At 64.5% G+C, this 23,019-nt stretch carries 18 protein-coding genes and 2 pseudogenes; 14 read left to right on the forward strand and 6 right to left on the reverse strand.

Annotation, left to right across the window (positions count from 1 at the left end; translation table 11 throughout):
• Positions 1–54: 54 nt before the first annotated feature.
• The 7 genes from IFT82_RS14120 to rpmE all read left to right on the forward strand — a co-directional run bounded on the left by IFT82_RS14120 (position 55) and on the right by rpmE (position 7,434).
• A complete protein-coding gene (locus IFT82_RS14120; protein WP_192127914.1) occupies positions 55–801 on the forward strand; it encodes a phosphatidate cytidylyltransferase in 747 nt (248 codons plus the stop codon).
• Positions 798–1,955, forward strand: a complete 1,158-nt coding sequence (gene dxr / locus IFT82_RS14125; protein WP_192127862.1) for a 1-deoxy-D-xylulose-5-phosphate reductoisomerase — start codon at positions 798–800, stop codon at positions 1,953–1,955. The genes IFT82_RS14120 and dxr overlap by 4 nt, the downstream gene beginning before the upstream one ends.
• Positions 1,952–3,085, forward strand: coding sequence for a M50 family metallopeptidase (locus IFT82_RS14130; protein WP_192127864.1), 1,134 nt, complete (start codon positions 1,952–1,954; stop codon positions 3,083–3,085). Before dxr ends, IFT82_RS14130 begins: the two co-directional genes overlap by 4 nt.
• Before the next feature lie 121 nt (positions 3,086–3,206).
• Positions 3,207–5,945: an outer membrane protein assembly factor BamA gene (gene bamA, locus IFT82_RS14135; RefSeq protein ID WP_192127916.1), complete on the forward strand. Its 2,739-nt coding sequence runs from the start codon at positions 3,207–3,209 to the stop codon at positions 5,943–5,945.
• Positions 5,945–6,595: an OmpH family outer membrane protein gene (locus IFT82_RS14140; RefSeq protein ID WP_199860502.1), complete on the forward strand. Its 651-nt coding sequence runs from the start codon at positions 5,945–5,947 to the stop codon at positions 6,593–6,595. The genes bamA and IFT82_RS14140 overlap by 1 nt, the downstream gene beginning before the upstream one ends.
• 14 nt (positions 6,596–6,609) lie before the next feature.
• A complete protein-coding gene (gene fabZ / locus IFT82_RS14145) occupies positions 6,610–7,092 on the forward strand; it encodes a 3-hydroxyacyl-ACP dehydratase FabZ (protein ID WP_192127920.1) in 483 nt (160 codons plus the stop codon).
• A 111-nt stretch (positions 7,093–7,203) separates the two neighbouring features.
• A complete protein-coding gene (rpmE, locus tag IFT82_RS14150) occupies positions 7,204–7,434 on the forward strand; it encodes a 50S ribosomal protein L31 (protein WP_192127866.1) in 231 nt (76 codons plus the stop codon).
• A gap of 56 nt (positions 7,435–7,490) precedes the next feature.
• On the opposite strand, the gene IFT82_RS14155 is transcribed toward rpmE, so the two are convergent.
• Genes IFT82_RS14155 through IFT82_RS21340 form a run of 4 tightly spaced genes read right to left on the reverse strand, consistent with a single transcriptional unit; the run spans position 7,491 to position 11,668 of the window.
• The gene (locus IFT82_RS14155) at positions 7,491–7,889 is read right to left on the reverse strand and encodes a ribosomal maturation YjgA family protein (protein WP_192127868.1); all 399 of its coding nucleotides are present in this window, start codon (positions 7,887–7,889) and stop codon (positions 7,491–7,493) included.
• Positions 7,882–9,450 (reverse strand): sensor histidine kinase, encoded by a 1,569-nt coding sequence (locus tag IFT82_RS14160; RefSeq protein WP_192127870.1) that lies wholly within the window; start codon positions 9,448–9,450, stop codon positions 7,882–7,884. The genes IFT82_RS14155 and IFT82_RS14160 overlap by 8 nt, the downstream gene beginning before the upstream one ends.
• Positions 9,447–10,145, reverse strand: a complete 699-nt coding sequence (locus tag IFT82_RS14165; RefSeq protein ID WP_244646763.1) for a response regulator transcription factor — start codon at positions 10,143–10,145, stop codon at positions 9,447–9,449. Before IFT82_RS14165 ends, IFT82_RS14160 begins: the two co-directional genes overlap by 4 nt.
• Before the next feature lie 32 nt (positions 10,146–10,177).
• Complete coding sequence (locus tag IFT82_RS21340; RefSeq protein WP_192127874.1) at positions 10,178–11,668, reverse strand: DUF4153 domain-containing protein; 1,491 nt, start codon at positions 11,666–11,668, stop codon at positions 10,178–10,180.
• On the opposite strand from IFT82_RS21340, the gene IFT82_RS14175 reads away from it, so the two are divergent.
• Both IFT82_RS14175 and IFT82_RS14180 read left to right on the forward strand, forming a co-directional pair.
• Positions 11,637–12,566 carry an energy transducer TonB gene (locus tag IFT82_RS14175; protein WP_244646764.1) on the forward strand — a complete coding sequence of 310 codons (930 nt, stop codon included), beginning with the start codon at positions 11,637–11,639 and terminating at the stop codon, positions 12,564–12,566. The genes IFT82_RS21340 and IFT82_RS14175 overlap by 32 nt on opposite strands.
• An 84-nt stretch (positions 12,567–12,650) precedes the next feature.
• Positions 12,651–13,634 (forward strand): family 43 glycosylhydrolase, encoded by a 984-nt coding sequence (locus tag IFT82_RS14180; RefSeq protein WP_192127876.1) that lies wholly within the window; start codon positions 12,651–12,653, stop codon positions 13,632–13,634.
• A gap of 126 nt (positions 13,635–13,760) precedes the next feature.
• On the opposite strand, the gene IFT82_RS14185 is transcribed toward IFT82_RS14180, so the two are convergent.
• Positions 13,761–15,764, reverse strand: coding sequence for a TonB-dependent receptor domain-containing protein (locus IFT82_RS14185; RefSeq protein WP_192127878.1), 2,004 nt, complete (start codon positions 15,762–15,764; stop codon positions 13,761–13,763).
• A 100-nt stretch (positions 15,765–15,864) separates the two neighbouring features.
• Positions 15,865–16,752, reverse strand: a complete 888-nt coding sequence (locus IFT82_RS14190; RefSeq protein WP_199860503.1) for a LysR family transcriptional regulator — start codon at positions 16,750–16,752, stop codon at positions 15,865–15,867.
• Positions 16,753–17,080: 328 nt separating this feature from the next.
• Between IFT82_RS14190 and IFT82_RS14195 the strand changes: the two genes are divergently transcribed.
• From IFT82_RS14195 to IFT82_RS14215, 5 genes and pseudogenes are all read left to right on the forward strand, one after another.
• Positions 17,081–19,480 carry a beta-galactosidase gene (locus IFT82_RS14195; protein ID WP_199860504.1) on the forward strand — a complete coding sequence of 800 codons (2,400 nt, stop codon included), beginning with the start codon at positions 17,081–17,083 and terminating at the stop codon, positions 19,478–19,480.
• Positions 19,481–19,659: 179 nt separating this feature from the next.
• Positions 19,660–21,513: a glycoside hydrolase family 35 protein gene (locus IFT82_RS14200; protein ID WP_192127882.1), complete on the forward strand. Its 1,854-nt coding sequence runs from the start codon at positions 19,660–19,662 to the stop codon at positions 21,511–21,513.
• Positions 21,514–21,655: 142 nt separating this feature from the next.
• Positions 21,656–21,961: a transposase gene (locus IFT82_RS21500; RefSeq protein WP_446740975.1), complete on the forward strand. Its 306-nt coding sequence runs from the start codon at positions 21,656–21,658 to the stop codon at positions 21,959–21,961.
• Positions 21,962–22,066 (forward strand): annotated as a pseudogene (locus tag IFT82_RS14210) (transposase); the annotation flags it as partial.
• A gap of 62 nt (positions 22,067–22,128) precedes the next feature.
• Positions 22,129–22,716 (forward strand): annotated as a pseudogene (locus IFT82_RS14215) (integrase core domain-containing protein); the annotation flags it as partial.
• Between the last annotated feature and the right edge of the window lie 303 nt (positions 22,717–23,019).

The raw sequence follows: 23,019 nt of genomic DNA on the forward strand, positions 1-23,019 counted from the left end.
TTTCCTCCGACGCCCGATGCCAAGCTGCGTACGCCGTCCAACCTGCGGTTGCGGATGATCGCCAGCGTGGCGATGATCGCCGTCGCGCTGGTCGCGCTCTATGCGGGCGGATTCGTGTTCTGGCTGCTGGCGGTGATCGCGGCGCTGTTCATGATGGCGGAATGGTCGGCCCTGCACGGCGCGGATGCGAAGACCAAACGGACCGCGCAGTTCGCGCTGTCGGTGCCGTTGGCGATCATGGCGCCGGTTGCGGCGGGGCCGCATTTTTTCGTGCTCGGGCTGCTCGGCGCGGCGTTCTTCTTCCTCGCGATCGTCAAGCGCGATACCGGCCTTGCCCTTGGGGCCGCCTATGTCGGATTGCCGGTATTCGCGTTGCTGCTGATCCGTGGGCAAGCGGACGGGCTGGTGCTGACGCTGTGGACGCTGTCGCTGGTCTGGGCCACCGATATCGGCGCGTTCTTCACCGGCCGCACGCTGGGCGGGCCGAAGCTGGCCCCCCGGATCAGCCCGGCCAAGACCTGGTCGGGCCTGATCGGCGGCGTGATCCTCGCCACACTCGTCGCCTTCGCACTTCATGTCGGTTACGGCCTGCCGTTCCGCCTCGTCATCGCCACCCCTTTCCTCGGTGTGCTCGCGCAGGGCGGCGATCTGTATGAAAGCGCGTTGAAACGTCGTGCCGGCGTGAAGGATTCGGGGAACGTCCTGCCCGGTCATGGCGGCGTACTCGACCGGCTCGACGGGGTCGTGCCGGTGGCGCCGGTCGCGGCGCTGCTCGTGATCCTGCCGCAGCTGTTCGCATGAGGACGGTGACCATTCTCGGTGCGACCGGATCGGTCGGCACCTCGACGCTCGACCTGATCGAACGGGAACCAGACCTTTACCGGGTACGGGCGCTCACCGCCAACTGCGATGTGGTGAAGCTCGCCGCCGCCGCCCGCCGCACCAATGCGGAACTGGCGGTCGTCGCCGACGAAGCCTGTCTGCCTGCATTGCGCGACGCGTTGGCCGGCACCACCATCCGTGCTGCCGGTGGCCGGGCGGCGGTGATCGATGCTGCCGCGTCCGACGCGGACTGGACGATGGGGGCGATCGTCGGCTGTGCCGGGCTGGAGCCGGTGATGGCGGCGATCGGGCGGGGGCGTACCGTCGTCCTGGCCAACAAGGAACCGCTGGTGTCGGCGGGCGAGGTCATCCTCGCCGCCGCCGCCGCATCGGGCGCGACGCTGCTGCCGGCGGACAGCGAGCATAACGCGATCTTCCAGTGCTTCGACCCCGCACAGGTTGCGCAGGTCCGTCGCATCGTCCTGACCGCCAGCGGTGGTCCGTTCCGCGACTGGTCGCTGGCGGACATGGCGCACGTTACCCCCGCACAGGCGGTGGCGCATCCCAACTGGTCGATGGGCGCCAAGATTTCGGTCGATTCGGCGACGATGATGAACAAGGGGCTGGAGCTGATCGAGGCTGCCCGTCTGTTCCCGGTCGATCCCGACCGGATCGAGATCGTCATCCATCCGCAATCGGTGATTCATTCTGCGGTCGATTATGTCGATGGATCGATGCTGGCGCAGCTCGGCCCGTCCGACATGCGGGTGCCGATCGCGCACTGCCTGGCATGGCCGCAGCGGATGGCGACACCGATGGCCCCGCTCGACCTGATCGCGCTTGGCCGGCTCGATTTCGCGGCGCCCGATCCCATCCGCTTTCCGGCGTTGCGGCTGGCGCGAGAGGTGCTGCGGGCCGGTGGTGCGAGACCCGCCATTCTGAATGCCGCCAACGAAGTCGCCGTCGCCGCCTTTCTGGCCGGGCGCATCGGCTTCCTCGAAATTGCCGCAATCGTGGAACATACGCTCGATCATTACGACCCGCCCGCTCCCGAAACGCTCGACGCGGTCATCGCCGTCGATGCCCGGGCGCGGATAGTGGCGGGCGCGCGCACAGAGGATCGTACCGCTTGATCGAAACCCCCGGCTTCCCGCTGACATTGCTGGCTTTCATCGCGATGATCGGCCCGCTCGTCTTCGTGCACGAGATGGGCCATTATCTCGCCGGCCGCTGGTTCGGGATCGGTGCCGATGCCTTTTCGATCGGATTCGGACGTGAGATTGCCGGCTTTACCGACCGGCACGGCACGCGCTGGAAATTCGGCTGGCTGCCGCTGGGCGGGTATGTCCGCTTCGCCGGTGATATGAATCCCGCCAGTCAGCCGAGCGCGGAGTGGCTGGCGTTGCCCGCTGCGGAGCGTGCGCGGACCTTCCAGTCGAAACCCGTCTGGCAGCGCGCCATCGTCGTGGCGGCTGGCCCCGTCGTGAATTTCCTGGTCGCGATCCTGATCCTGGCCGGGTTCGCGCATTTCTACGGCACCCGCCATGCGCCGGCCACGGTCGGCTCGGTAGTGGCGGGAAGTCCGGCGGCAAAGGCCGGCCTGCGCGAAGGCGACCGGTTGCTGACGCTGGGTGGTCGGTCGGTCGATGATTTTGCCGGCATCGCCGAATATGCGATGTTGCGTCCGGGTGAGACGATCGGTGTTACCGGCGAACGCGCCGGCCGCCCGATCGCCACGACGTTGACGATCGGCACCGTCGAACAGCGCGACCGGTTCGGGAACGCCTATCGCATCGGCCGCGTCGGCATCGGCAGCCCGCCGGTCGAGTATCGTCCGGTATCGTTATGGCGGGCGCCGGTCGAAGGCACGATCCAGGTCGTCGCGATCGTGCGCGGTTCGCTCGACGCGCTTGGCCAAATTTTCACGGGCCGTCGCTCCGTCGACGAACTGGGCGGACCGCTCCGCATCGCCAAAATCTCGGGCGAGCAGATGACGCTGGGGTGGCCCGCCTTCATCGGACTGATCGCGCTGGTGTCCATCAATCTGGGGTTCATCAACCTGCTGCCAGTGCCGATGCTCGATGGCGGCCACCTGTTCTTCTATGCGATCGAAGCGGTCCGGCGCCGGCCGGTCGAGCCCCATGTGCAGGAATGGGCGTTTCGCGGCGGATTGGCCGCGATCCTGGCGTTGATGTTGCTCGTGACGTTCAATGATCTGGGCCAACTTGGGCTGTGGCGTAATCTGGCCGGCTTGATCGGTTGACGAAGCTGGGGCAGGGCGACCGCGCAGGGGTCGGCTACTCGTTTTCCTGGGGTGGGTTTTTAGCGTGAACAATAACCGTCAAAAGGTCGCTGTCATCGGCACGGCATTGCTGGCGAGCACGATGCTCGCAGGCATCCCCGTGTCGGCACAGACCGCGCCCGCCTCTACTACGCCCGCCGCCGCGCAGGGTTCCAGGCTGGTGCCCGTTCCTGCCGGGCAGGGGGCTGCTCCTGCTGCCCCGTCACCGGTTGCGCCGCTTGCCGGCGGTACGATTCGCACCTTGCGTGTCGAGGGATCGCAGCGGATCGAGCCGGAAACGGTGCTGTCCTACACGAAGCTGCGTGTCGGCATTCCCTATACCACCGCCACGCTCGATCAGGCGCTGGTCGATCTCCAGGTATCCGAGCTGTTCGCAGATTACTCGATCTCCGGTGTCGAGAGCGGCGATATCGTCCTGCGCATCCGCGAGAACCCGATCATCAACCGGGTGATCCTGGAGGGTAACAAGGCGATCAAGAGCGACAAGATCCAGAAGGAACTGAAGCTCGCCCCCCGCCAGATCTTCACCCGTACCGGGGTACGCGCCGATGTCGGCCGGATCGTCGAACTGTACCGCCGGCAGGGCCGCTTCGCCGCGGTGGTCGACCCCAAGATGGTCAGCCTCGACCAGAACAGGGTCGATATCGTGTTCGAGATCACCGAGGGGTCGAAGTCCAAGGTCCGCCAGATCAACATCCTCGGCAACGAAAAATTCTCCGATGACGCGTTGCGCGGCCAGATGGCGACCAAGCAGTCGCGCTGGTTCCGGGTGCTGTCGTCGGGTACCAGCTACGATCAGGATCGGCTGAATTACGACCAGCAGAAGCTGCGGCAATTCTACCTGACCGAGGGCTATGCCGATTTCCGCGTCACCAGCGCGGTGGCGGAACTGACACCGGACAAGCGCGACTTCATCATCACCTACGTCGTCGAGGAAGGGCCGCGCTACAAGTTCGGCGACGTCACCGTCGACAGCGAGATTCGCGATTTCGACAATACCCGTCTCGCCGCATCGCTGCCGATGAAGAAGGGCGACTGGTACAACGCCAAGTTGACCGAAGACGCCATCGAGAACCTGGAACAGACCGCCGGTCTGTTCGGCTACGCCTTCACCAACGTCGATCCCGAATATCAGCGTGATCGTGAAACGCTGACGATGGGGCTCAACTTCCACATCGCGCAGGCGCAGCGCACCTATGTCGAGCGGATCGACATCAACGGCAACACGCAGACGCAGGACAAGGTCGTCCGCCGCGAAATGCGACTGGCCGAGGGCGATGCGTTCAACGATTTCCAGATCAAGCGGTCGCAGGACCGGATCAACTCGCTGGGCTTCTTCCAAGACAAGTTCGAGATCAAGCGGACGCCCGGCACCACGCCCGACCGCATCCTGCTGGAAGCACCCGTCGAAGAGAAGTCGACCGGCGAACTCCAGCTGTCGGCCGGCTATTCGTCGTTGGAACGCTTCATCATCCAAGCGAACATCACCCAGCGCAATTTTCGCGGCAAGGGGCAGGAATTGCGCGCCGGCGTCAACTATTCCAGTTATCAGAAATCGGTCGAGCTGGGCTTCACCGAACCCTATCTGCTCGACAAGAACGTCGCGATCGGCGTCGACCTGTTCCGTCGCGATCTGAACCAGTTCAACTTCACCACCAACGGTGATCGCAACCAGCTCTACAATCAGGTCTCGACCGGGTTCCAGATTCGCACCGGCGTCCCGCTGACCGAATACTGGTCGCTGTCGGGCCGCTATGGCCTGTCTTATGACGAGGTCGGGCTGGACGACAGCCTGCTGGTCAATGGCCAGTGCAGCACCGCGACGGTCGGCCGTTACCTGTGCGAAGCGCTCGGCAATCGCTGGACGTCGTCGGTCGGCTATTCGCTGATCTACAACAGCCTCAATTCCGGCCTGCGTCCCACGGCGGGCACACGCTTTTCGTTCAGTCAGGATTTCGCCGGGCTGGGCGGCGATGTGAAGTATATCCGTACTCGCGCGGAAGTAGCGAAATATTACGGGCTTGGCAGCGGCTTCGTCCTCTCGTTCCTGGGCGAGGGCGGCTATATCAAGTCGCTGGAAAAGAGCCGTGGCGCCGGCATCGACGAAGTCCGGATCATCGACCGTTTCTATCTCGGCGAGCCGAACTTCCGTGGCTTCGATATCCGCGGCGTCGGCCCCCGTGTGCAGCGCACGCCGCTGGTCACCGATCCGGTCACCGGCATCCAGTCGCTCGTCACCGACCGCAATCAGATCGTAGACGACCCCTTGGGCGGCAAGGCCTATTATCTCGGCCGGGTCGAATTGGAGATTCCGCTCGGTTCGGGCGCGCGCGAACTGGGGCTGCGTCCGTCCATCTACGTGCAGGCCGGTAGCCTGTTCAGTCTGAAACAACCGCTCAAGACCACCGATTTCGTGCAAGCGAAGAACGCGACAACCGGTGCGCTGCTCTTCAATCCGGATGGTTCGCCGACGCTGCTGGGTACACCGATCACGACGATCGTGAACAACCAGACGCTGGCTCTCTATTCGGTCGGCCAGACCGATACGGTCAATGCCGGGCTGGCCACAACATGCGCCGTGGGATATTCGGCAACGCCTGGGGGTGCCTGCACCGGAAACTCCGTCAATATAGCCCAGGTCAGCCAGCCCTTCTTCGAGCAGTTTCTCGGCAATTCAGCACGTCCGCGTCTGACCGTCGGTATCGGCGTCAACTGGAATTCGCCCTTCGGCCCCTTGCGCATCGATCTTGCCAGGGCGCTCATCAAGCAGAAGGGCGACGACGACAAACTCATTACCTTCAACGTAGGAACACAGTTCTGATGACTATCAAGACGCTCCTCCTCGCTGCCGCCCTCGTCGCGCCGGCTTTGGCTGCCACCCCAGCCGCCGCGCAGGCGATCGCCGTCGCCAATCCCGAAGGTGCGGTCGCCAATTCGAAGGCATGGTCCGCTGCCCGCGCCCAGATCGAGACGACCTACAAGGCACAGCTCGATCAGGCGAATGCGCGCCGCGAAGCGGTCGGCCGCGAACTCCAGCCGCTGGTGACCGCGTTCAACACCGCACGCGCGGCGCCCAATGCCAACCAGGCGGCGCTGCAGACGCAGGCACAGGCGATCCAGACTCGCGAGCAGGCGGCACAAGCCGAACTGTCGCGCCTGACCGCCCCGGCACAGCGGGCGCAGGCCTATGCGATCGAGCAGATCTCCGGTCGGTTGTCCGACGCGGTGCAGGCGGTCGTCCGCGCCCGCAACGTCACCATGCTGGTCCGTCCCGATGCCGTGCTGTTTGCCAATCCCACCGCGGACGTGACCGCCGCGATCACCACCGAACTGGATCGTCTGGTACCGAGCGTCGGCATCACCCCGCCCGCGAACTGGCAGCCCGGCCAGCAGCAGCAGGGTGCGGCACCTGCCGCCGCCGCGCCTGCCACGACCGCACCCACCCGCCCGGCACAGCCCTCCGGCCGGTGAGCGACATCGTGACCATGCCCGATACCGGGGAGACCGAAACGGTGATCGGCCCGCTCGATATCGGGCGGGTCATGGCCGCACTGCCGCATCGTTATCCCATGCTGCTCGTCGACCGCGTCGAGGAACTGGTGATCGACAAGCGGATCGCCGCGATCAAGGCGGTGACGATCAACGAGGGCTTTTTTCAAGGCCACTTCCCCGGCCGGCCGATCATGCCCGGCGTCCTCATCATCGAGGCGCTGGCGCAGGCTGCCGGGATCCTCGCGGTCGAAAGCCTCGGCCTCGCTGGCTCGGGCAAGCTCGTCTATTTCATGGCGATCGACGGAGCCAAGTTCCGCAAGCCGGTCGAACCAGGAGTGCTGTTGCGGCTGGAAGCCAGCTTCGTGCAAAAGCGCGCCAGCGTCTGCAAGTTTGCGGGCATTGCCAGGATTGATGGCCAAGTGGTGGCAGAAGCGAACTTCACCGCCATGATCGCCGATCCGCCCAAACCTGCCTGACGGCGGCCGTCGGGTACTGGGGCTATGCACTTTGACTTATGGAGCCGGGGCCGCTAAGCGCCCCGGCTTGTCCTTCGGCTGGTCGGAACCAGCCATATCAGGAGCGTTTCGATGAAGACCGATACCCACCCCGACTATCACACCATCCGCGTCCAGATGACCGATGGCACCGTGTTCGAGACCCGCTCGACCTGGGGTAAGGAAGGCGATCTCATGACGCTCGACATCGATCCGCTGGCGCACCCGGCATGGACCGGTGGTCGTGGCACCATGCTCGACACCGGCGGTCAGGTCGCTCGCTTCAACAAGCGCTTCGGTGGCGGTCTCACCCTCCGCAAGTAATCGTTCAGTCGGTTCGGGAAGGGGCTGGTTCGCGGAATGCCGCGGACCAGCCTTTTTCATGTGCGACGACGAAGCATATGTTCGACAAGCGCCCCGATCGTGATCGCAAGTGCGTAGACGACCAGATCGACGATCGAGAACACCCGTCCGAACAACAGGGCGCCCAGCCAGTTCGCCCGCACGGCATCGAGCGCGGCTCGATGGTAAAGCTGGGACAACTCGATCCCGCAGGCGATGATCGTCGCAACGGTGCCACTTCGGCCCGGCGACCAATGCGGACGGATCATGATGACGATCGCATGGATCATCATTGCCCAGAGGACCGACCCGCCATGCTTTACCACCGCGCCGGGCAGACCCATCGGCACCAGCCGAAGCATCAGGCCGGCGACGATCATACCGACGATGGCCAGCAACGATCGGGGCAGGGTGCGAGGTGGCGCGGGGTCAGTCATCGGTCTGAACGGGCAACGTAATCCGGAATACAGCACCGTCCTTGCCGTTACCCAGCAGGGTGATGGTTCCGCGATGCGCGGCAAGCAGCGAGCGCGCGATCGGCAGCCCCAGTCCGGTTCCTCCTGTCGTCCGGCGACTGGTGAAAAACGGTTCGAAGACGCGGGCGCGATCGCCCGGCGGAATACCGGGACCGTCGTCGCTCACCGTCAGTGCGATCGACCGGCCATGGTGTCGGCCGTCGATCGTCAGGTGCGACGCACCCGCCTGACCGCTGTTCTCGATCAGGCAACTCAAAACGGATGCGATGGCGGCGGCCGGCACCGCCACCGCGGGTAAATCCGGAGGCAGTCGAAGCGTAACGGTGAAGCCCCTCCGAGTATCGGCGTCCGCCACCTGTTTCGCGACGTCGGCGACATCGCACGTCCCGCCGCCCATTGCCGCCGCCATATCGGCGCGGGCCAGATCGAGCAGTCGGCTGACGAGCAGGGTCAGCCGTGCGGCGTCCGATGCGATGTTGGTCAGGAACCGTTCGCGGTCCACCACGCCCATGTCGGGGTGGTCCTGCAGCAGTTCGACCGCCCCGCCGATCCCGGACAGGGGTGTCTTGAACTCGTGACTGACCGCATGGGCGAAGTCGCGCAGATAGCGGGAGCGATGCTCGATCGCTTCCGCCATGCTGCCGAAGTCGCGGTAGAGCGCCTGGATTTCGATCGCGGCGGTGGTGGGCGCGTCGGGCACCGTGCCGCCACCGCTGGCGACGATGCGGGTGGCGGCCCCTAGCGCCTCGACCGGACGAACGATGCCGCGTGACAGCAGGCCGCTCAATATGACGAGTGTCATGAAGATCAGCAGAATGCCGATCGCGATCTTGCCCCGATCGGCATCCAGCCCGGCAAACAGTGCACGGGGCGGTTGGGATAACAGGATGACGCCGACGATCCGCCCGTCGACGACGATGGGCCGGGTATGATGGATGCAAAGGTCGGCGGCGCGGCTCAACCATTCGCCTATATAGGCGGGACGATGGGAGCGGTTCCGCCGCACCGTCGTCGCGGCATGGCCCGCCAGCGCCATCCGGACCTCCGGCAGATCGGCATGGTTGCCGCGTCCGGTTAGGCCCACAAGGATGTTGCCGCGGCGATCAAGCACGAGGATGGCGGCGCCGGTCGCTCGCCCGGTCAGGCGGACGACCGGCGCTACTCGCTCGGCCCATGCCAGCATCCGTCGATCCTCTATCCGGGTGCCGGGATGGGGGGCAGGGCGGTCGGGCAGGATCGGTGTCAGCCGCAGGTCGATGGATGGCGCTTCCGCCACCGGCAGGGACGAAGATGCAATCGGCTGGCCGGGTTGCCATTCCACGGCGGCGGCCGCGGCCAATGCGGCACCCTGCGCGACCAGTGCCGCCTCGGTCTGGCGGACCAGGGCATTCTCGTAGACGCGCAGGAACAGCGCACCGACACCCGGCAACGCCGCGACGAAGGTGAACGTCAGCAACAGGATCGTGCGCAACCGCAGGCGTGGCCAATGCCGCCGGACGATACGCTTGACGCGCTCGATCATCCGCCGACGCAGACGCCGAGGCGATAGCCGATGCCCGCGCGCGTCTCGATCACGTCGTAGGCGCCGACCCGCGCGAACTTGCCACGCAGGTTGCGGATATGGCTGTCGATCGTGCGGTCGGTCACCGCGAATCCAGGCCCGCGCAGCCGGTCGATGATCGCATCACGGCTGAATACCTTGGAGGGCATCGTCGCCAGCGTCCGCAAGATACCGAATTCCGTGACGCTCAGCACCACGGCCTGCCCACCCCAATCGGCCTGCCAGCCTTCGGTATCGAGCGTGAGCAGACCGCAACGGACCGTTGCCGTGGCCGCCACCACCGGTGGCCGGATCGCCATCCGCCGCAGGATCGCCATCACCCGTGCCACCACCTCACGCGGGGAAAAGGGCTTGGTGACGTAGTCGTCCGCACCCAGTTCGATCCCCAAGACCCGGTCGATTTCGTCGTCGCGGCTCGACAGGAACAGGATCGGCACGTCGCTCTTGGCACGCAGGCGTCGGCAGACCTCGATTCCGTCCATGCGCGGCATGTTGATGTCCAGGATCACGAGATCCGGTGCAGCGGTATCGGCCATGGCCAGCCCCGCCTCGCCATCCTCGGCCTCGATCGTATCGAGGCCGGCCTTGGCCAGCGCGAAGGCGAGCAACTGGCGGATGTGCGGATCGTCGTCGATGATCAGGATCGTACGGGGCATGGGGCATTGGATCATGGCAGCAGGCCACGCGGTCAAGGGCGGGGCGCCGGAGTCGAAGCCCCGCCGACCGATCCGTCGCAATTCCACCAAGCGCCATCGGGCAGCGCCGAGGGGTGTGCGGGATCAGGGCCAAGCATCGCGTTCGCCGTCACCAGTCGTCGTGCTCCCCGCGCCGTCCAATGCGTCCAGCTTTCCTGTCGGGCCGACAGATCGGTGTAGGTCTGCGCGCGGACATGCCGGATGCGATCACGCGTGGCGGCGTCCATTGTCCGGTGTTCAAGATCGATCAGAGGAAGCAGGGCCGCGTCCCCCAGCCCGGCAAGGTAACAGAGATCGACCCGATGCGGCGACTGATGCCGGACGTTCCACGCGGCGGCGATCGCCCCCAGATCGATGAAGCTGCAGACGGCCAGCACCACGAAAGCGGCCAGTGCGTTCCGGTTGATGAGCCACCGCGCACTGCGTCCCGCCAGGATGCGCCAGCAGATCAGTATCAGTCCCAATGCAACCAGTGCCATCCAGGCGAGTGCGGCAAGGCGCAACCCGGTCATCATCTCCGTACTGATGTAGTCGATCGTCCGCCATGCGCTGGACGCGACGAGGATCAGGTTCTGCACCACCCACAGCACGACCATCCGTCGTGCCCATGGATGGCGTTCGCTCGCGCTGCCCGGACGCAGCATCGCAAGCGCCATGACGCCGGCGATCAGCGCGGTGACGATCAGGGGATAGGCACCGCGATGGACATATTCGGTCTGGGTCATACCCGCCGGCAAAGGTCCTCCACTCCATAGCACCACGATGTCGAGGGCGTTCTGAACAGCGAAGATCCCATTGAACAACGCCAGCGCGATCAGCACCGAGGGCAGCGACGTGCCCGGCAGGATAGGCTCGGGATCGGGCAATCGTGCGGCCAGCCGCGTCACCAGCGAATGCGGGCGCAGACTTGGCCACAGACAGGTGGCGACCAATGCCCACACCAGCATCTGCACGATCGACGGCAACTGGATTGCCGCGAGTACCTGTGCGATCACCGGATTGGCGGCAGCGAACAGCGCGATGAACAGGCCGCCACCGATCAGCGGCAACGCCAGTATTGCCGCCACCGCGCCCGGGCTGTGCCGCACACCACGCCGGGCGCGCAGGCTTCGCGAGACATCGGCGATCGGCGTAACGATACCGCTTACGGCATGCAGCCCGAGCCGCGCGGCCCAATGCCATGCATCGTCGAACCTTCCCGTCCGCGGCATCAGTGCCGCGATCGACAACGCACACCAGAACAGGGCCCAGCTCAACGAACCGGGATCGTCGATCAACGCCACTGAGAATACCCCGGCCAGCGCCAGTGCGTACCATGCACGCCGATCGCGCCGGACATCGGCGCGGCCCAGCACCACACCCACCAGCCACGCCCCCGCGAACCCGCCGATCACCGCACCGGAAAAACCGTACGGAAACAACCGGTCGAACAGTCCGACAAGGACTATGGTGATGGCCGCTTTGCGAACGAAACTGAACCGCACGGAGATGCTCCTCTTGCCAAGAGCGATCTGTTTGCAGGACGCCCGTGGAGCCATCGTCCGGCACATGCGGATATTCCGGGCAGCGAATGTGCAGATCATGTGCAGAAGAGCGGGGCCGGCGTTGCCAAAGCCATCCCGCCGCATCATCTCTTCGGTTGTGACGGCATCGACACCCATGCGCGACCGGATCGGGGCGGCGGCGTCGACCGCGGTGATCGTCGGCGCGTTGGGTTATGGGCTGATCCTGGGGCTCGCCCTCCACGGGGCGATGCCTACGGCACAGGAAGCATTGGCGACGTTCGATGTGGTGCCAGTCGTCCCGCCGGCCGTACGCTTGATCCCACCGCCCCGTAAGGTCAGCAGGCCCAGCGGCAGGGCGTCACCGCCCAATCTTCGTGCCAGGGCCACCGAGGCGACGGCACCGGTGCCGATCATCCAGATCGCCCCGCCTCCGCCGATCGTCCTTGCGCCATTACCTGATATCGGCGCGCGAACCATGTCGGGAGCGTCGGATCGGGCGGGGCCGGGTACCGGTGCTGGTGGGATCGGTGACGGCCACGGTGCGGGCGGTAAGGGTGATGGTGACGGCAGCGGCCGGGAACGCGTACCCCGCCTGATCCGTGGACGGATCAAGGGATCGGACATTCCCGATCCCGTTCTGGATACCGGGTTCAGCGGCGTGATCGGGGTACGATTCCGGGTCGGCACCGATGGTCATGTCTCCGAATGTACGGTGATACGATCAAGCGGCAACGCGCTGATGGATCAGGCGACCTGTAATGCCATTGAAAAACGTTTCCGTTACGACCCCTGGCGCGACAGTGCGGGACGACCGGTTGCTTCGACCGTGCTGCGGGACCAGCAATGGGATATCGACCCGCCGACGCCGAGGCGGTGACTCGATAGGGCGGCGCTGGTTACCGCGGAGCTATTTATTGGTCACGCGGTTCCGGTGTTGACGATCATCAGGATGGAGCAGGTTATGCGCAGCTTTTCCGCGTTCCTATTGGCGCTGCCGGCAGCAGGGTTGCTCGCCACGGCGGTTCGGGCCGACAACTCGCAGTTTCAGGGTGCCGATCCGCACGCAATAGTGATCGACAACGAATTATGGATCTTTCCGACCGGGGGCCCGGATGGCACCTGGAAGGCCGACCGGTTCGGTGCCTTCTCATCGTCGAACCTGAAGGCGTGGCGCAGCCGCGGTACGCTGATCAAGCGGGACGAGATCGGCTGGATCGGCGATGACGGCGCCCGTGAGCATTTCCTGTGGGCGCCCGCCGTCGCGACCCGAGCCGGCAAATGGTATCTCTACTATTCGGTAGGCCCCCAGCATCCCACGCCCAGCCGCATCGGTGTCGCCGTCGCGGATCGGCCGGAAGGCCCCTATCGCGATAGCGGTCGTCCTCTCATCGGGAAGGCGGAAGAGGATACGACGCCGTTCGAGGCGATCGATCCGATGATCTTCACCGACCCGAAATCGGATCGTACCTATCTATACGCCGGCGGCAGCGCAGGGGCGCGGCTGCGGATATGGGAGTTGGCGCCGGACATGATATCGATCCGCCGGGAAGTGAGGGTACAGCAGCCCCGGAGTTTCACGGAGGGCGCGTTCATGCACGAACGCAACGGCACGTATTACCTGTCGTACAGTCATGGCCATTGGAACGCGGGTGATTATTCCGTGCACTATTCCACCGCCTCTTCGCCGATCGGGCCGTGGCATTATCGGGGCAGAATTCTCGGCAGCGATGCACGGCATCAGGGACCTGGCCATCATAGTTTCGTCCAGTCACCGTCGGGTGAATGGATGATCGTCTACCATCGTTGGGACCAGCAAGCCGGTCCCGCGCCGTTTGAAGGCGAACGCCAGATCGCGATTGACCGGGTTCGCTATGAACGGGACGGCAGCATTGCCGGGATCATGATGACGGACGGCGCCGCATCCCCCGTGTGGCCCGGTCATTAGGGCCGGTGAGATCGGCGTTCACCATGCTGCATCCGGATCATGGATGCAGTGCGGACGCGACCGATGCCGGCATTCGGCGGCATCGTGACGATAGACCATGATTGCGATCTGCGGTTCTGCCATGGGTCAGAACCGCGTTCCAAGGCCCAGCCAGATTCTCGCGGGATCGATGACATAGCCGAAGCGATCATAGTTCAATCGTTTGTCGAGTACATTCTGGATACCGCCATATAGCGTGAAGCGTGGTGACACCTTGTACGATCCGCCGATATCGACCGTCGTATAGGATGGTGCCACGATCGTGTTGCCGCTGATCTGTGCCTCGGTGATCGCCTCCTCGCCCCGGAAGATTGCGCGGACATAGCCGCCGAACCGGGCATCGGGTTTCCAGTTCAGCGACGCACTGGCCTGCTGCTTCGGGGTGTCGTTCAGCGCGGCACCTATGTTGGCGCCGGTCAGCTGTTCGGAATCCGTCAGCGTCCCGGTCGCGGTGACCTTCAACGTCGTGGTCAACGGCAAGTCGATCGTCGCCTCGATCCCACGGACCTTCGCCTTGTCGACGTTCACATAGGTCGTCGGCGGCCGGCCGATCGTGCTCAGTGGCTCGCCCACACACCACGCGCCCGCCTCGACACAGGTGACGCGGGTGATCCGATCGTCGAACCGCGTGTCATAGGCGGTCAGGCTGGCCTGAAACGCGCCGCCGTCGAACAGCAGGCCCGCTTCGATCGTGCTCGACGTTTCCGCCTCCAGATCGGGATTGCCATAGATGGTGCCGCCGCGGCTCGACTGGCCCCAGTCGGGCAGCGTCTGGCGAAGGTTCGGCGCGCGGAAACCCTGTGAATAGCCGCCCTTCAGCGTGAAGCGCCGGTCGATGTTCCAGACCGCATAGACGCGTGGCGTCCAGTGGGTGCCATATTGCTGGTCGTCGTCCATGCGGATGCCGCCGGTCAGCCTCAGCCCGCGCAGGATGGTCAGTTCGTCCTCCGCGAACACGGCGACCTGCCGCCGGCTGGCGCCATCGCGGGTCGATCCCGCCAGCAGGTTGCCGACGGTATCCGACAGATCCTCGTTCCGGTAATAGGCGCCGATACTCAACGCGTTGGCGGGCAGCGGCACCACCCAGATCGACTGCGCGACCGTGTTCTTGATCCGTTTGCCGTCCTGCAGGCTCTCGGCATCCTCCAGCTGAAGATAGCTTTCCGAGCTGGCGAAGCCCCAGCGTCCCGTATGGCTGACGGATCCGACATAGCGTCGCTGCGCCTGCGTGCTCTGCGTGCCGGACGGCGCCGTCGGGCCGGGGGCGACAGTTCTGGCGGCGGTGGATGTCACCGTCTGGCGATAATAGCCCAGCTCCGCGAGGAAGCTGTGCCGGTCGCCGGCGTTCCAGCCAATCTTTCCCGCGAGGCTGTCGTCCTTGCGTTCCGGTGTGCCGCCGACGACGCGATCCTCGGCACGCCGGGTCATCGCGCCCTGCAACTGAACGCCGACCGATCCGACAAGTGGTCCGGACAGATAGAAATTGCCGTCGGCGACGTTGCCGTACTCCGACCCCAACTGCATCGTGCCGTTGACCCGCGCGCTGCCGCGCCAAGTGGCGGCGATCCGCCGGGTGATGATATTGACGACGCCCCCCATCGCATCGGACCCGTAGAGCGAGGACATCGGCCCGCGCACCACCTCGATCCGCTCGATCGCCTCCAGCGGCGGCAACTGGCCCCCTTCGGAAATGCTGCCGCCATTGGTGCGCGTCTCGCGACTGGACAGGCGCTTTCCGTCAACCAGGATCAATGTGTACTGTGCGGGCATCCCGCGGATCGAGATGTCACGGCTGTTGCCTTCGCCGGGTGTCACCGTGACACCCGGAATTTCCAGCAGCGCATCGGTGACTTCACGATACGGCAACCGCGCCAGATCCTCGCGGGTCAGCACGCTGATCGATGCGGGCGCATCCTTCACCTGTTGTTCCCGCCCGCCCGAAGCGGTCACCACGATCTCGTCGGCCCGCGTCGTTTCGTTCTGGGGATCGGTATCGTTCGCGCGGGCGGCGACCGTCGCGGTGGCGGGCAAGGCTAGGGAGCAGGCGAGCGCGATGAGCGCCGCACCGGAGCGGTAGCGAGTGAATGGCATGATAAAGGTCCCGGCTTGTCGCTTGCTATTGCAAGTCGTTCGCATTCTCTATGCTGGACGGGTGCCGCCTAGCCAGCCTCATATTCCGGATATCCGTTATTCACCCTGCGGATGCGCAGTGCCGTGCCAGCATGTCCGCAAACCACGTCGTCGACTGATCGCGGGCGGACCGTTCGTGCCATAAGAGCCGGTAATCGAGGCTATCTATTTCGACCGGTGCGGGCCGGGTGGCGAGGCCATAGCTTTTCGCAAAGCGCGTCGCAGCACGCGTGGGCAGGGTCATGATCATGTCGCTTTCCGCGATCAGGGCGGGGGCTGCATGGAAATAGGGCAGTCGTGCCGTTACCCGCCGCTCGGCGCTGCGTGCACCGAGTCGGACCTCGACACCATCGACCGCCAGATCGCTGACGACGATGCCGATATGCGGCCAGGCGAAGAACGCATCCAGCAGCAATGGCGTTTCGGCTTTGGCCAGCGGATGGTCCGCCCGCATGACGCAGCTATAGCTGTCGACGAACAGCGATCGGCTGTGCACGACGGTATGATCGGGTTTCAGCCCTGAAACGATCAGGTCGATCTCACCCGACGCCAGTCTCTGTGTCATATCCGCGCTGAACGGCACGATGTCGATCGTCACCTGCGGCGCGGCTGCGGTAATGGATGCCAACGCAGGCGCGATGACGGTGAGCACGCCGTAATCGGTACAGGCGATACGGAAGCAGCGGTCGAGTCTGGCCGGCTCCGGGCAGGGCGGATTTAACAGCGCGCTGGTCGATGCAAGCCAGCGTTGAACCGGTTCGACCATGTCATCCGCCCGCGATGTCCGCTGCATGCCGGCGCTGGTCCGGATCAATAGCGGGTCATCCAGAATGCGACGCAGTTCCGCCAGCGAACGGCTGACCGTCGGCTGGCTCAATCCGAGCCGCCGGGCCGTGCCGGTCACGCTCTTGGTCTGCAACAGTACCGCGAGCGTCGCGAGCAGATTCAAGTCGACATGTCCCGGATAAATGGCGCCACACTCACATGTCGATCAAAAAGCTATTGAGAACTATTATCCGATCTAGACGACGACTGCAAATCGAACCGGAAGCACAGCGCTAGCGGATACTTGCTAGACGGATAGGACATGATCGATGGCGTTTCCGGGATGCTGACGATAATCCGAAACCGGCAAGGGAGATTTCATGGATTTCAGCAGATCGTTTTTTATCCTCGCGCGATCTCTGGACGCGCAACGATCCCGGCGCGGTCCGACTGTGACGTCCCGGTGTCAGGTCAAGAAGAGCGCGGCCCTGCACGCTGTCCTGCTGTTCACGATGGCTCAGCCGGCCGTTGCCCAGACGCTGCGGGTCGATGCTCGCGGGGACGTACCGGTACCCGAGCAGGGTTATCTGAAGCTTGGCGCTGCCCGTGCGCCGAACGGCTCGACCATCGGCGCGAACAGCCGGTATCTTACCCTTGATGGCCAGCCCTGGCTGCCGGTGATGGGTGAGTTCCACTATGTCCGCACCCCCATGGCCGAATGGGACGCTGAACTGGCGAAGATCAAGGCATCGGGCATCGATATCGTCGCGACCTATCTGATGTGGAATTATCATGAGGAGATGGAAGGCCGCTTCGACTGGTCCGGTGATCGCAACCTGCGCGCATTCGTCGAGGCGGCGGGGCGGCATGGACTGAAGGTCTTCCTGCGGCTTGGCCCATGGGTTCATGCCGAGGTCCGCTACGGCGGCATTCCGGACTGGGCCGTCCGGTCGATGCCGACACGCGGTGACGATCCGGTCTATCTCCGCCATGTCGAGCGGTTTTGGCGCGAGGCGCGGCAACAGGTGCAGGGGCTGCTGTGGCGGGACGGCGGCCCGGTGATCGGCGTGCAGATCGAAAACGAATATAATCTTCGGGGACCGGGGCAGGGCGCAGGGCATATCGCGACGCTGAAGGCGCTGGCGGTCCGGCTGGGTTTCGATGTGCCGCTTTATACGGTCACGGGATGGGATGCGACGGTCTATCCGCGGCGGGAGGTGATGCCGGTGTTCGGCGGCTACCCCGACGAACCCTGGGGCAAGTCGGCCGGCAATCTGCCGCCCAAGGAAACCTACGCCTTTCGGTTCGGCAGCCGGGTCAGCGGCGATCTCGGCGCGCAGACCAAGGGCGGGCGGACCGGCGATGCCGATGGCGACATTGTGCACACGCCCTTTCTGGGGGCGGAATATGGCGGTGGTATCCCCACCATGTATCGGCGTCGGCCCGTGATCCGACCGGACGACATCGCCGCGATGCTGCCGGTGCAACTGGGTTCGGGGGTCAACCTGTACGGTTATTACATGTATCACGGTGGCCGTAACGCGATCGGACGCACGACCCTGCAGGAGCAGACCGCGATCGGTGGCTATAACGATCTGCCGATCATCGATTATGACTTTCAGGCACCGTTCGGCCAATATGGTATGGCGAATGCGGTGCTGCCGGCTATCCGCCCCTTCCATCTGTTTCTGCAGGGATGGGGGACGAAGCTGGCGGCAATGGCGGTTCGCCGTCCGGATCGCGTGCCAAGCGGGCCGGGCGACCTGACGACACCGCGCTTTTCGGTCCGCAGCGACGGCGACCGGGCCTTCCTGTTCTACAATAGCCATATCCGCCAATATCCGGCCGCGATGCAACGCAGCGTCCGCTTCTCGGTCGATCTGCCATCGGGACTGGTGACGTTTCCTGCGACCGCGATCGATATTCCGGCCGATCGCTACTTCATCTGGCCGATCGACATGGCGCTGGGCGTGACCGACGCGCGGCTGGCGTGGGCGACCGCGCAGCCGCTGACGACGATCGCAACCCCGGCGGGACATGTGACGGTGCTGCACGCGGTGCCGGGCATCCCGGTCAGCCTGGCGGTAAGGGCGGCGGCGGTCCGCGCCCGCGGTGCGCGCATACGCAGAGCGGGCGACGTCTTTACCGTCGAGGAATTGAAGCCCGGCACGGATGCGGTGATCGACGTCGTCGACACCCGCGGCCAGCGAGAGCGGGTTCTGATCCTCACGCAGGAACAGGCACGACGGATCAGCAAGGTGACGGTGGCGGGGGGCGACCGGCTGGTGATGACCGAAGACGAGATCGCACCGACGCCGAAGGGCATGCATCTGGTATCGCGGGGCGATCCGCGTTTCACCTTTGCGATGTTCCCTGCCGCAACGGCCGTCAAAGGAAGCCTTCCGGTGCGCGAGGCGGGACAGGACGGGGTATTCGCCCGTTATATGGCGACTGCACCGGCCCGAACGTACCGCGTGACGATGAAGCCGCTACGCCCCGCAGGCGTCGCGCCGCCCGTTCAAATCGGCGGCCCGGCCAAGGCCGCAGTCGAACCCTATCCGGAAAGCTTCACTGCCGCTGCCGCATGGACACTGGCAGTGCCGCCGGCTGGCTCGGCTGCGATCGAAGATCGCCGGCTGGTGATCCGTTGGACCGGCGACATCGGCCGGCTGTTCGCCGGTACCGATCTGATCGACGACCGCTATTTCGACGGTCGGTCGTGGCAGGTGAATCTGAGTCGCCTCGACGACCGACTTGGCCAGCCGCTGACGCTCTCGATCCTGCCGCTGCGCAAGGATGCACCGATCTATCTGGACGAAGCCGCCATCGCCAGACGCGGCGGTGCAGATCAGGTTGCATCGCTTGACTCGGTGCAGGTCGAAACCGATTACGGTCTGGATGTGACGTTCTGACCGGCGGCGAAATGCTGCTCCGTACCTTGTCGGCATCGAAAGCCGGCGGGGCCGCCAACGGGACTGCAAATTCGGGAATCGAGAGCTGTTTGACGGATCGGGGGGGGGCGATGGCTACTGAAAGGCTTGGTCCAGCGGCATCACCCCTACATCCCCGGTGCAATGACGGAGTGAGATAGATGAGATTGTTGCTCCGGTCGGCGCTGGGTCCGGCACTGATGCTGTCCGCATCGTTCGGCGGACCGGTGGTGGCACAGTCGGCGCAGCCAGCGCATGGCTTTACCGTCGCCGGCACCGGTTTCCTGAAGGACGGCAAGCCGCATCAGGTCATTTCCGCCGAAATGCACTATGTGCGCATCCCGCGCGCCTATTGGCGTGACCGACTGCACAAGGCGCGGGCGATGGGGCTGAATACCATCACCACCTACGCATTCTGGAACGCGCATGAACCGCGTCCGGGCGTCTATGATTTCAGCGGCCAGAACGACCTGGCCGCCTTCATCCGTGCAGCGCAGGCGGAGGGGCTGGACGTGATCCTGCGGCCCGGCCCCTATGTCTGCGCGGAATGGGAGCTGGGTGGCTATCCTGCGTGGCTGTTGAAGGATCGCCGCCTCGTCCTCCGTTCGACCGACGCGGCCTATACTGCGGCGGTAGAGCGGTGGCTGGTACGGCTGGGTCGGGAAATAAAGCCCCTGCTGCTGCGCAATGGCGGGCCGATCGTCGCGATCCAGCTGGAAAACGAATATGGCGCCTTTGGTCAGGACAAAACCTATCTGGAGGGACTGAAAGCGAGCTATCGCCGTGCCGGGCTGGCCGATGGCGTGCTGTTCACTTCCAATCAGGCATCCGATCTGGCCAAGGGCTCACTCCCTGATGTGCCATCGATCGTCAATTTTGGTTCGGGCGGTGCGGCCAACGCGGTGGCGAAGCTGGAGGCGTTTCGCCCCGGCGGGCTGAGGATGGTCGGCGAATATTGGGCCGGGTGGTTCGACAAATGGGGAGAGGACCATCACGAGACGGACGGCCGTAAAGAAGCCGAGGAACTCCGGTTCATGCTCAAGCGCGGCTATTCGGTGTCGCTGTACATGTTTCATGGCGGCACGACCTTCGGCTGGATGAACGGCGCCGACTCGCACACCGGCAAGGATTACCATCCCGACACCACCAGTTACGATTACGACGCGCCGCTCGATGAGGCGGGCAATCCACGATACAAATACGCGCTGCTGGCCTCGGTGATCGCCGAGGTCACGGGCAAGCCGGCCGTGCCGCCCCCGGCGTCGACCGTCGCCGCCACCTTTCCGGTTTCCACGACCCGGCGCAGCGCATCGCTATGGGACAATCTGCCTGAATCGGTGCGTTCCCCGCGGCCATTGACCTTCGAGGAACTCGACCAGAATTACGGGTACGTCCTGTACCGGGTAGCGCTGCCCGCGGGGCAGGGGGGGCGCTTGCTGCTCAAGGGCATGCATAGCTACGCAAAGGTCTATATCGACCGGAAGCTGGTCGGGACGCTCGATCGCCGGCTGGATCAGGAGGCGGTGGACCTGCCCCCCCGCGCGGTCCCTGCGACGCTGGATATCCTCGTCGAGAATACCGGCCGCGTGAACTACTCGCACGCCATCCGGACCGAGCAGACCGGATTGACCGGGGCGGTCACGCTGAACGGGACGCCGCTGGTCGACTGGCGCATGTTCCGTTTGCCGATGAACGACCTGTCGACGCTCCGCCTGTCGAACGCGCCGTGTACAGGTCCCTGTTTCTACGAGGTCGAAATGAAGGTGGATCGGCCAGCCGACACCTATCTCGACATGCGTGGGCTGCACAAAGGGCAGTTATGGCTCGGCACGCACAATCTCGGCCGCTTCTGGTCGATCGGTCCGGTGCATACGCTCTATGCGCCCGCACCATGGATGAAGCGCGGTACCAATCGCATCACGTTCTTCGATCTGACCGGCGACGCGACCGGTCACCTATCGACCGTCAAGGCGCCGATATTCGGAAAGGTCACCACCACCCGCGAAGCGCAGTGAGTAGGCTTGGAGTTCGAATATCGTGCTGGGTCACGCAAAGCCCGACCGAAAGTTGAGTTGAGCGATTTCAGAGGCTTGTGATTCACCGGGGGTTGCGAAGACCACGAGGATCACGTGGGCGGAACCGGCAAAGGTTTCAATTATGCGCAGCATAGGTGGAACCTGTGCCGGTGGAGGGTGGACTGAAACCGCTCGTCGCGAGCATGACAGAGGCGGGTTGCGTTACGCAAGCGACTGCACGGATGACGAATGGGCTGTCGTCCGGGCATTTTTGAAGCGAACCTCAAGGGTGGGACGCCCGCGCAAACACAAGGCGCGGACGCTGTGGGATGCTATCCGGTATATCGCTGCAGCAGGGTGCCAGTGGGCGCAACTGCAAAAGATTTCCCTCCTCCGCAGCCTTTCCACCGCTGCTACGCATCGCCGGAACCTTGGGCTGTTCCGCTAGTCGATGAAGACCACCGAGGCGGGTGGGCCGCGCAGATACGATGCCGGCAAGAAGATCAAAGGACGCAAACGCCACATCGTGACCGACACGCTTGGCGGCTTGCTGGAAAGCGTGGCGCAGGTGACGTGCTCCCCGGATTTCATGCCAGTGGTAAGTTAGCTCGTCGGATGGAGATGCGCAAACGTGGTGGCCGCAAGCGTGCGCTGGGGACGCGGGCACCGATGGCGATCCCGCAGGAACTCAATCAGTGCTGGTCTCTCGACTTCGTGTCGGATGCATTGGCCTGCGGCCGGCGGTTCCGCGTGCTCAACGTCATCGACAACTACAGCCGGGAATGCCTGGCATCCATCGTCGACACCTCGCTGTCGGGTCGGCGGGTCGTTCGCGAGCTGAGCGCCATCGCCGAGCGTCGCGGGCTGCCGTGCATGGTGGTCAGCAACAACGGCACCGAACTGACCAGTCATGCCGTACTCGCCTGGTGTCAGGGCACCGGGGTCGAGTGGCATTACATTGCGCCCAGCAAGCCGCAGCAGAACGGCTTTGTGGAATCGTTCAATGGTCGCTTGCCCGACGAATGCCTGAACGAGCACCTGTTCCCCTCGCTGGCTGCGGCGAGACGGATCATCGAGACATGGCGGACGGACTACAACATCGTGCGTCCGCACAGCAGCCTCGGCGGCACGGCACCCGCTGAGTTCACCAACCGCTCCTGCCACGGGCATGAGGAAACCGAAGCTAACTTATCAGCGGCCTGAAAACGGGGAGCACGTCACATGGTGCCGATGTTCGGGACCGCAACGGGGCTCCAAGCCTGATCGAGCGATCTTGCGATGCGTACCCACCATCGCCAGCCTGTTCCCCGACGGCGGCTATGCTAGGCAGAAACTCGAAGCGGCGGTCGCCCACATCGATCAGCTGACAATCGAAATCACCAGACGGTCCGACCTGACGGGCTTCGTCGTCCTGCCTGGCGCCGGGTGATCGATCGAACTCTGGCGTGGCTTAGAGCCCGACCGAAAATTGAGTTGAGCGATTTCAGCAGCTTGTGATTCACCGGG

This window comes from Sphingomonas sp. CFBP 8760 (assembly GCF_014841615.1).
Taxonomy (GTDB): Bacteria; Pseudomonadota; Alphaproteobacteria; order Sphingomonadales; family Sphingomonadaceae; genus Sphingomonas.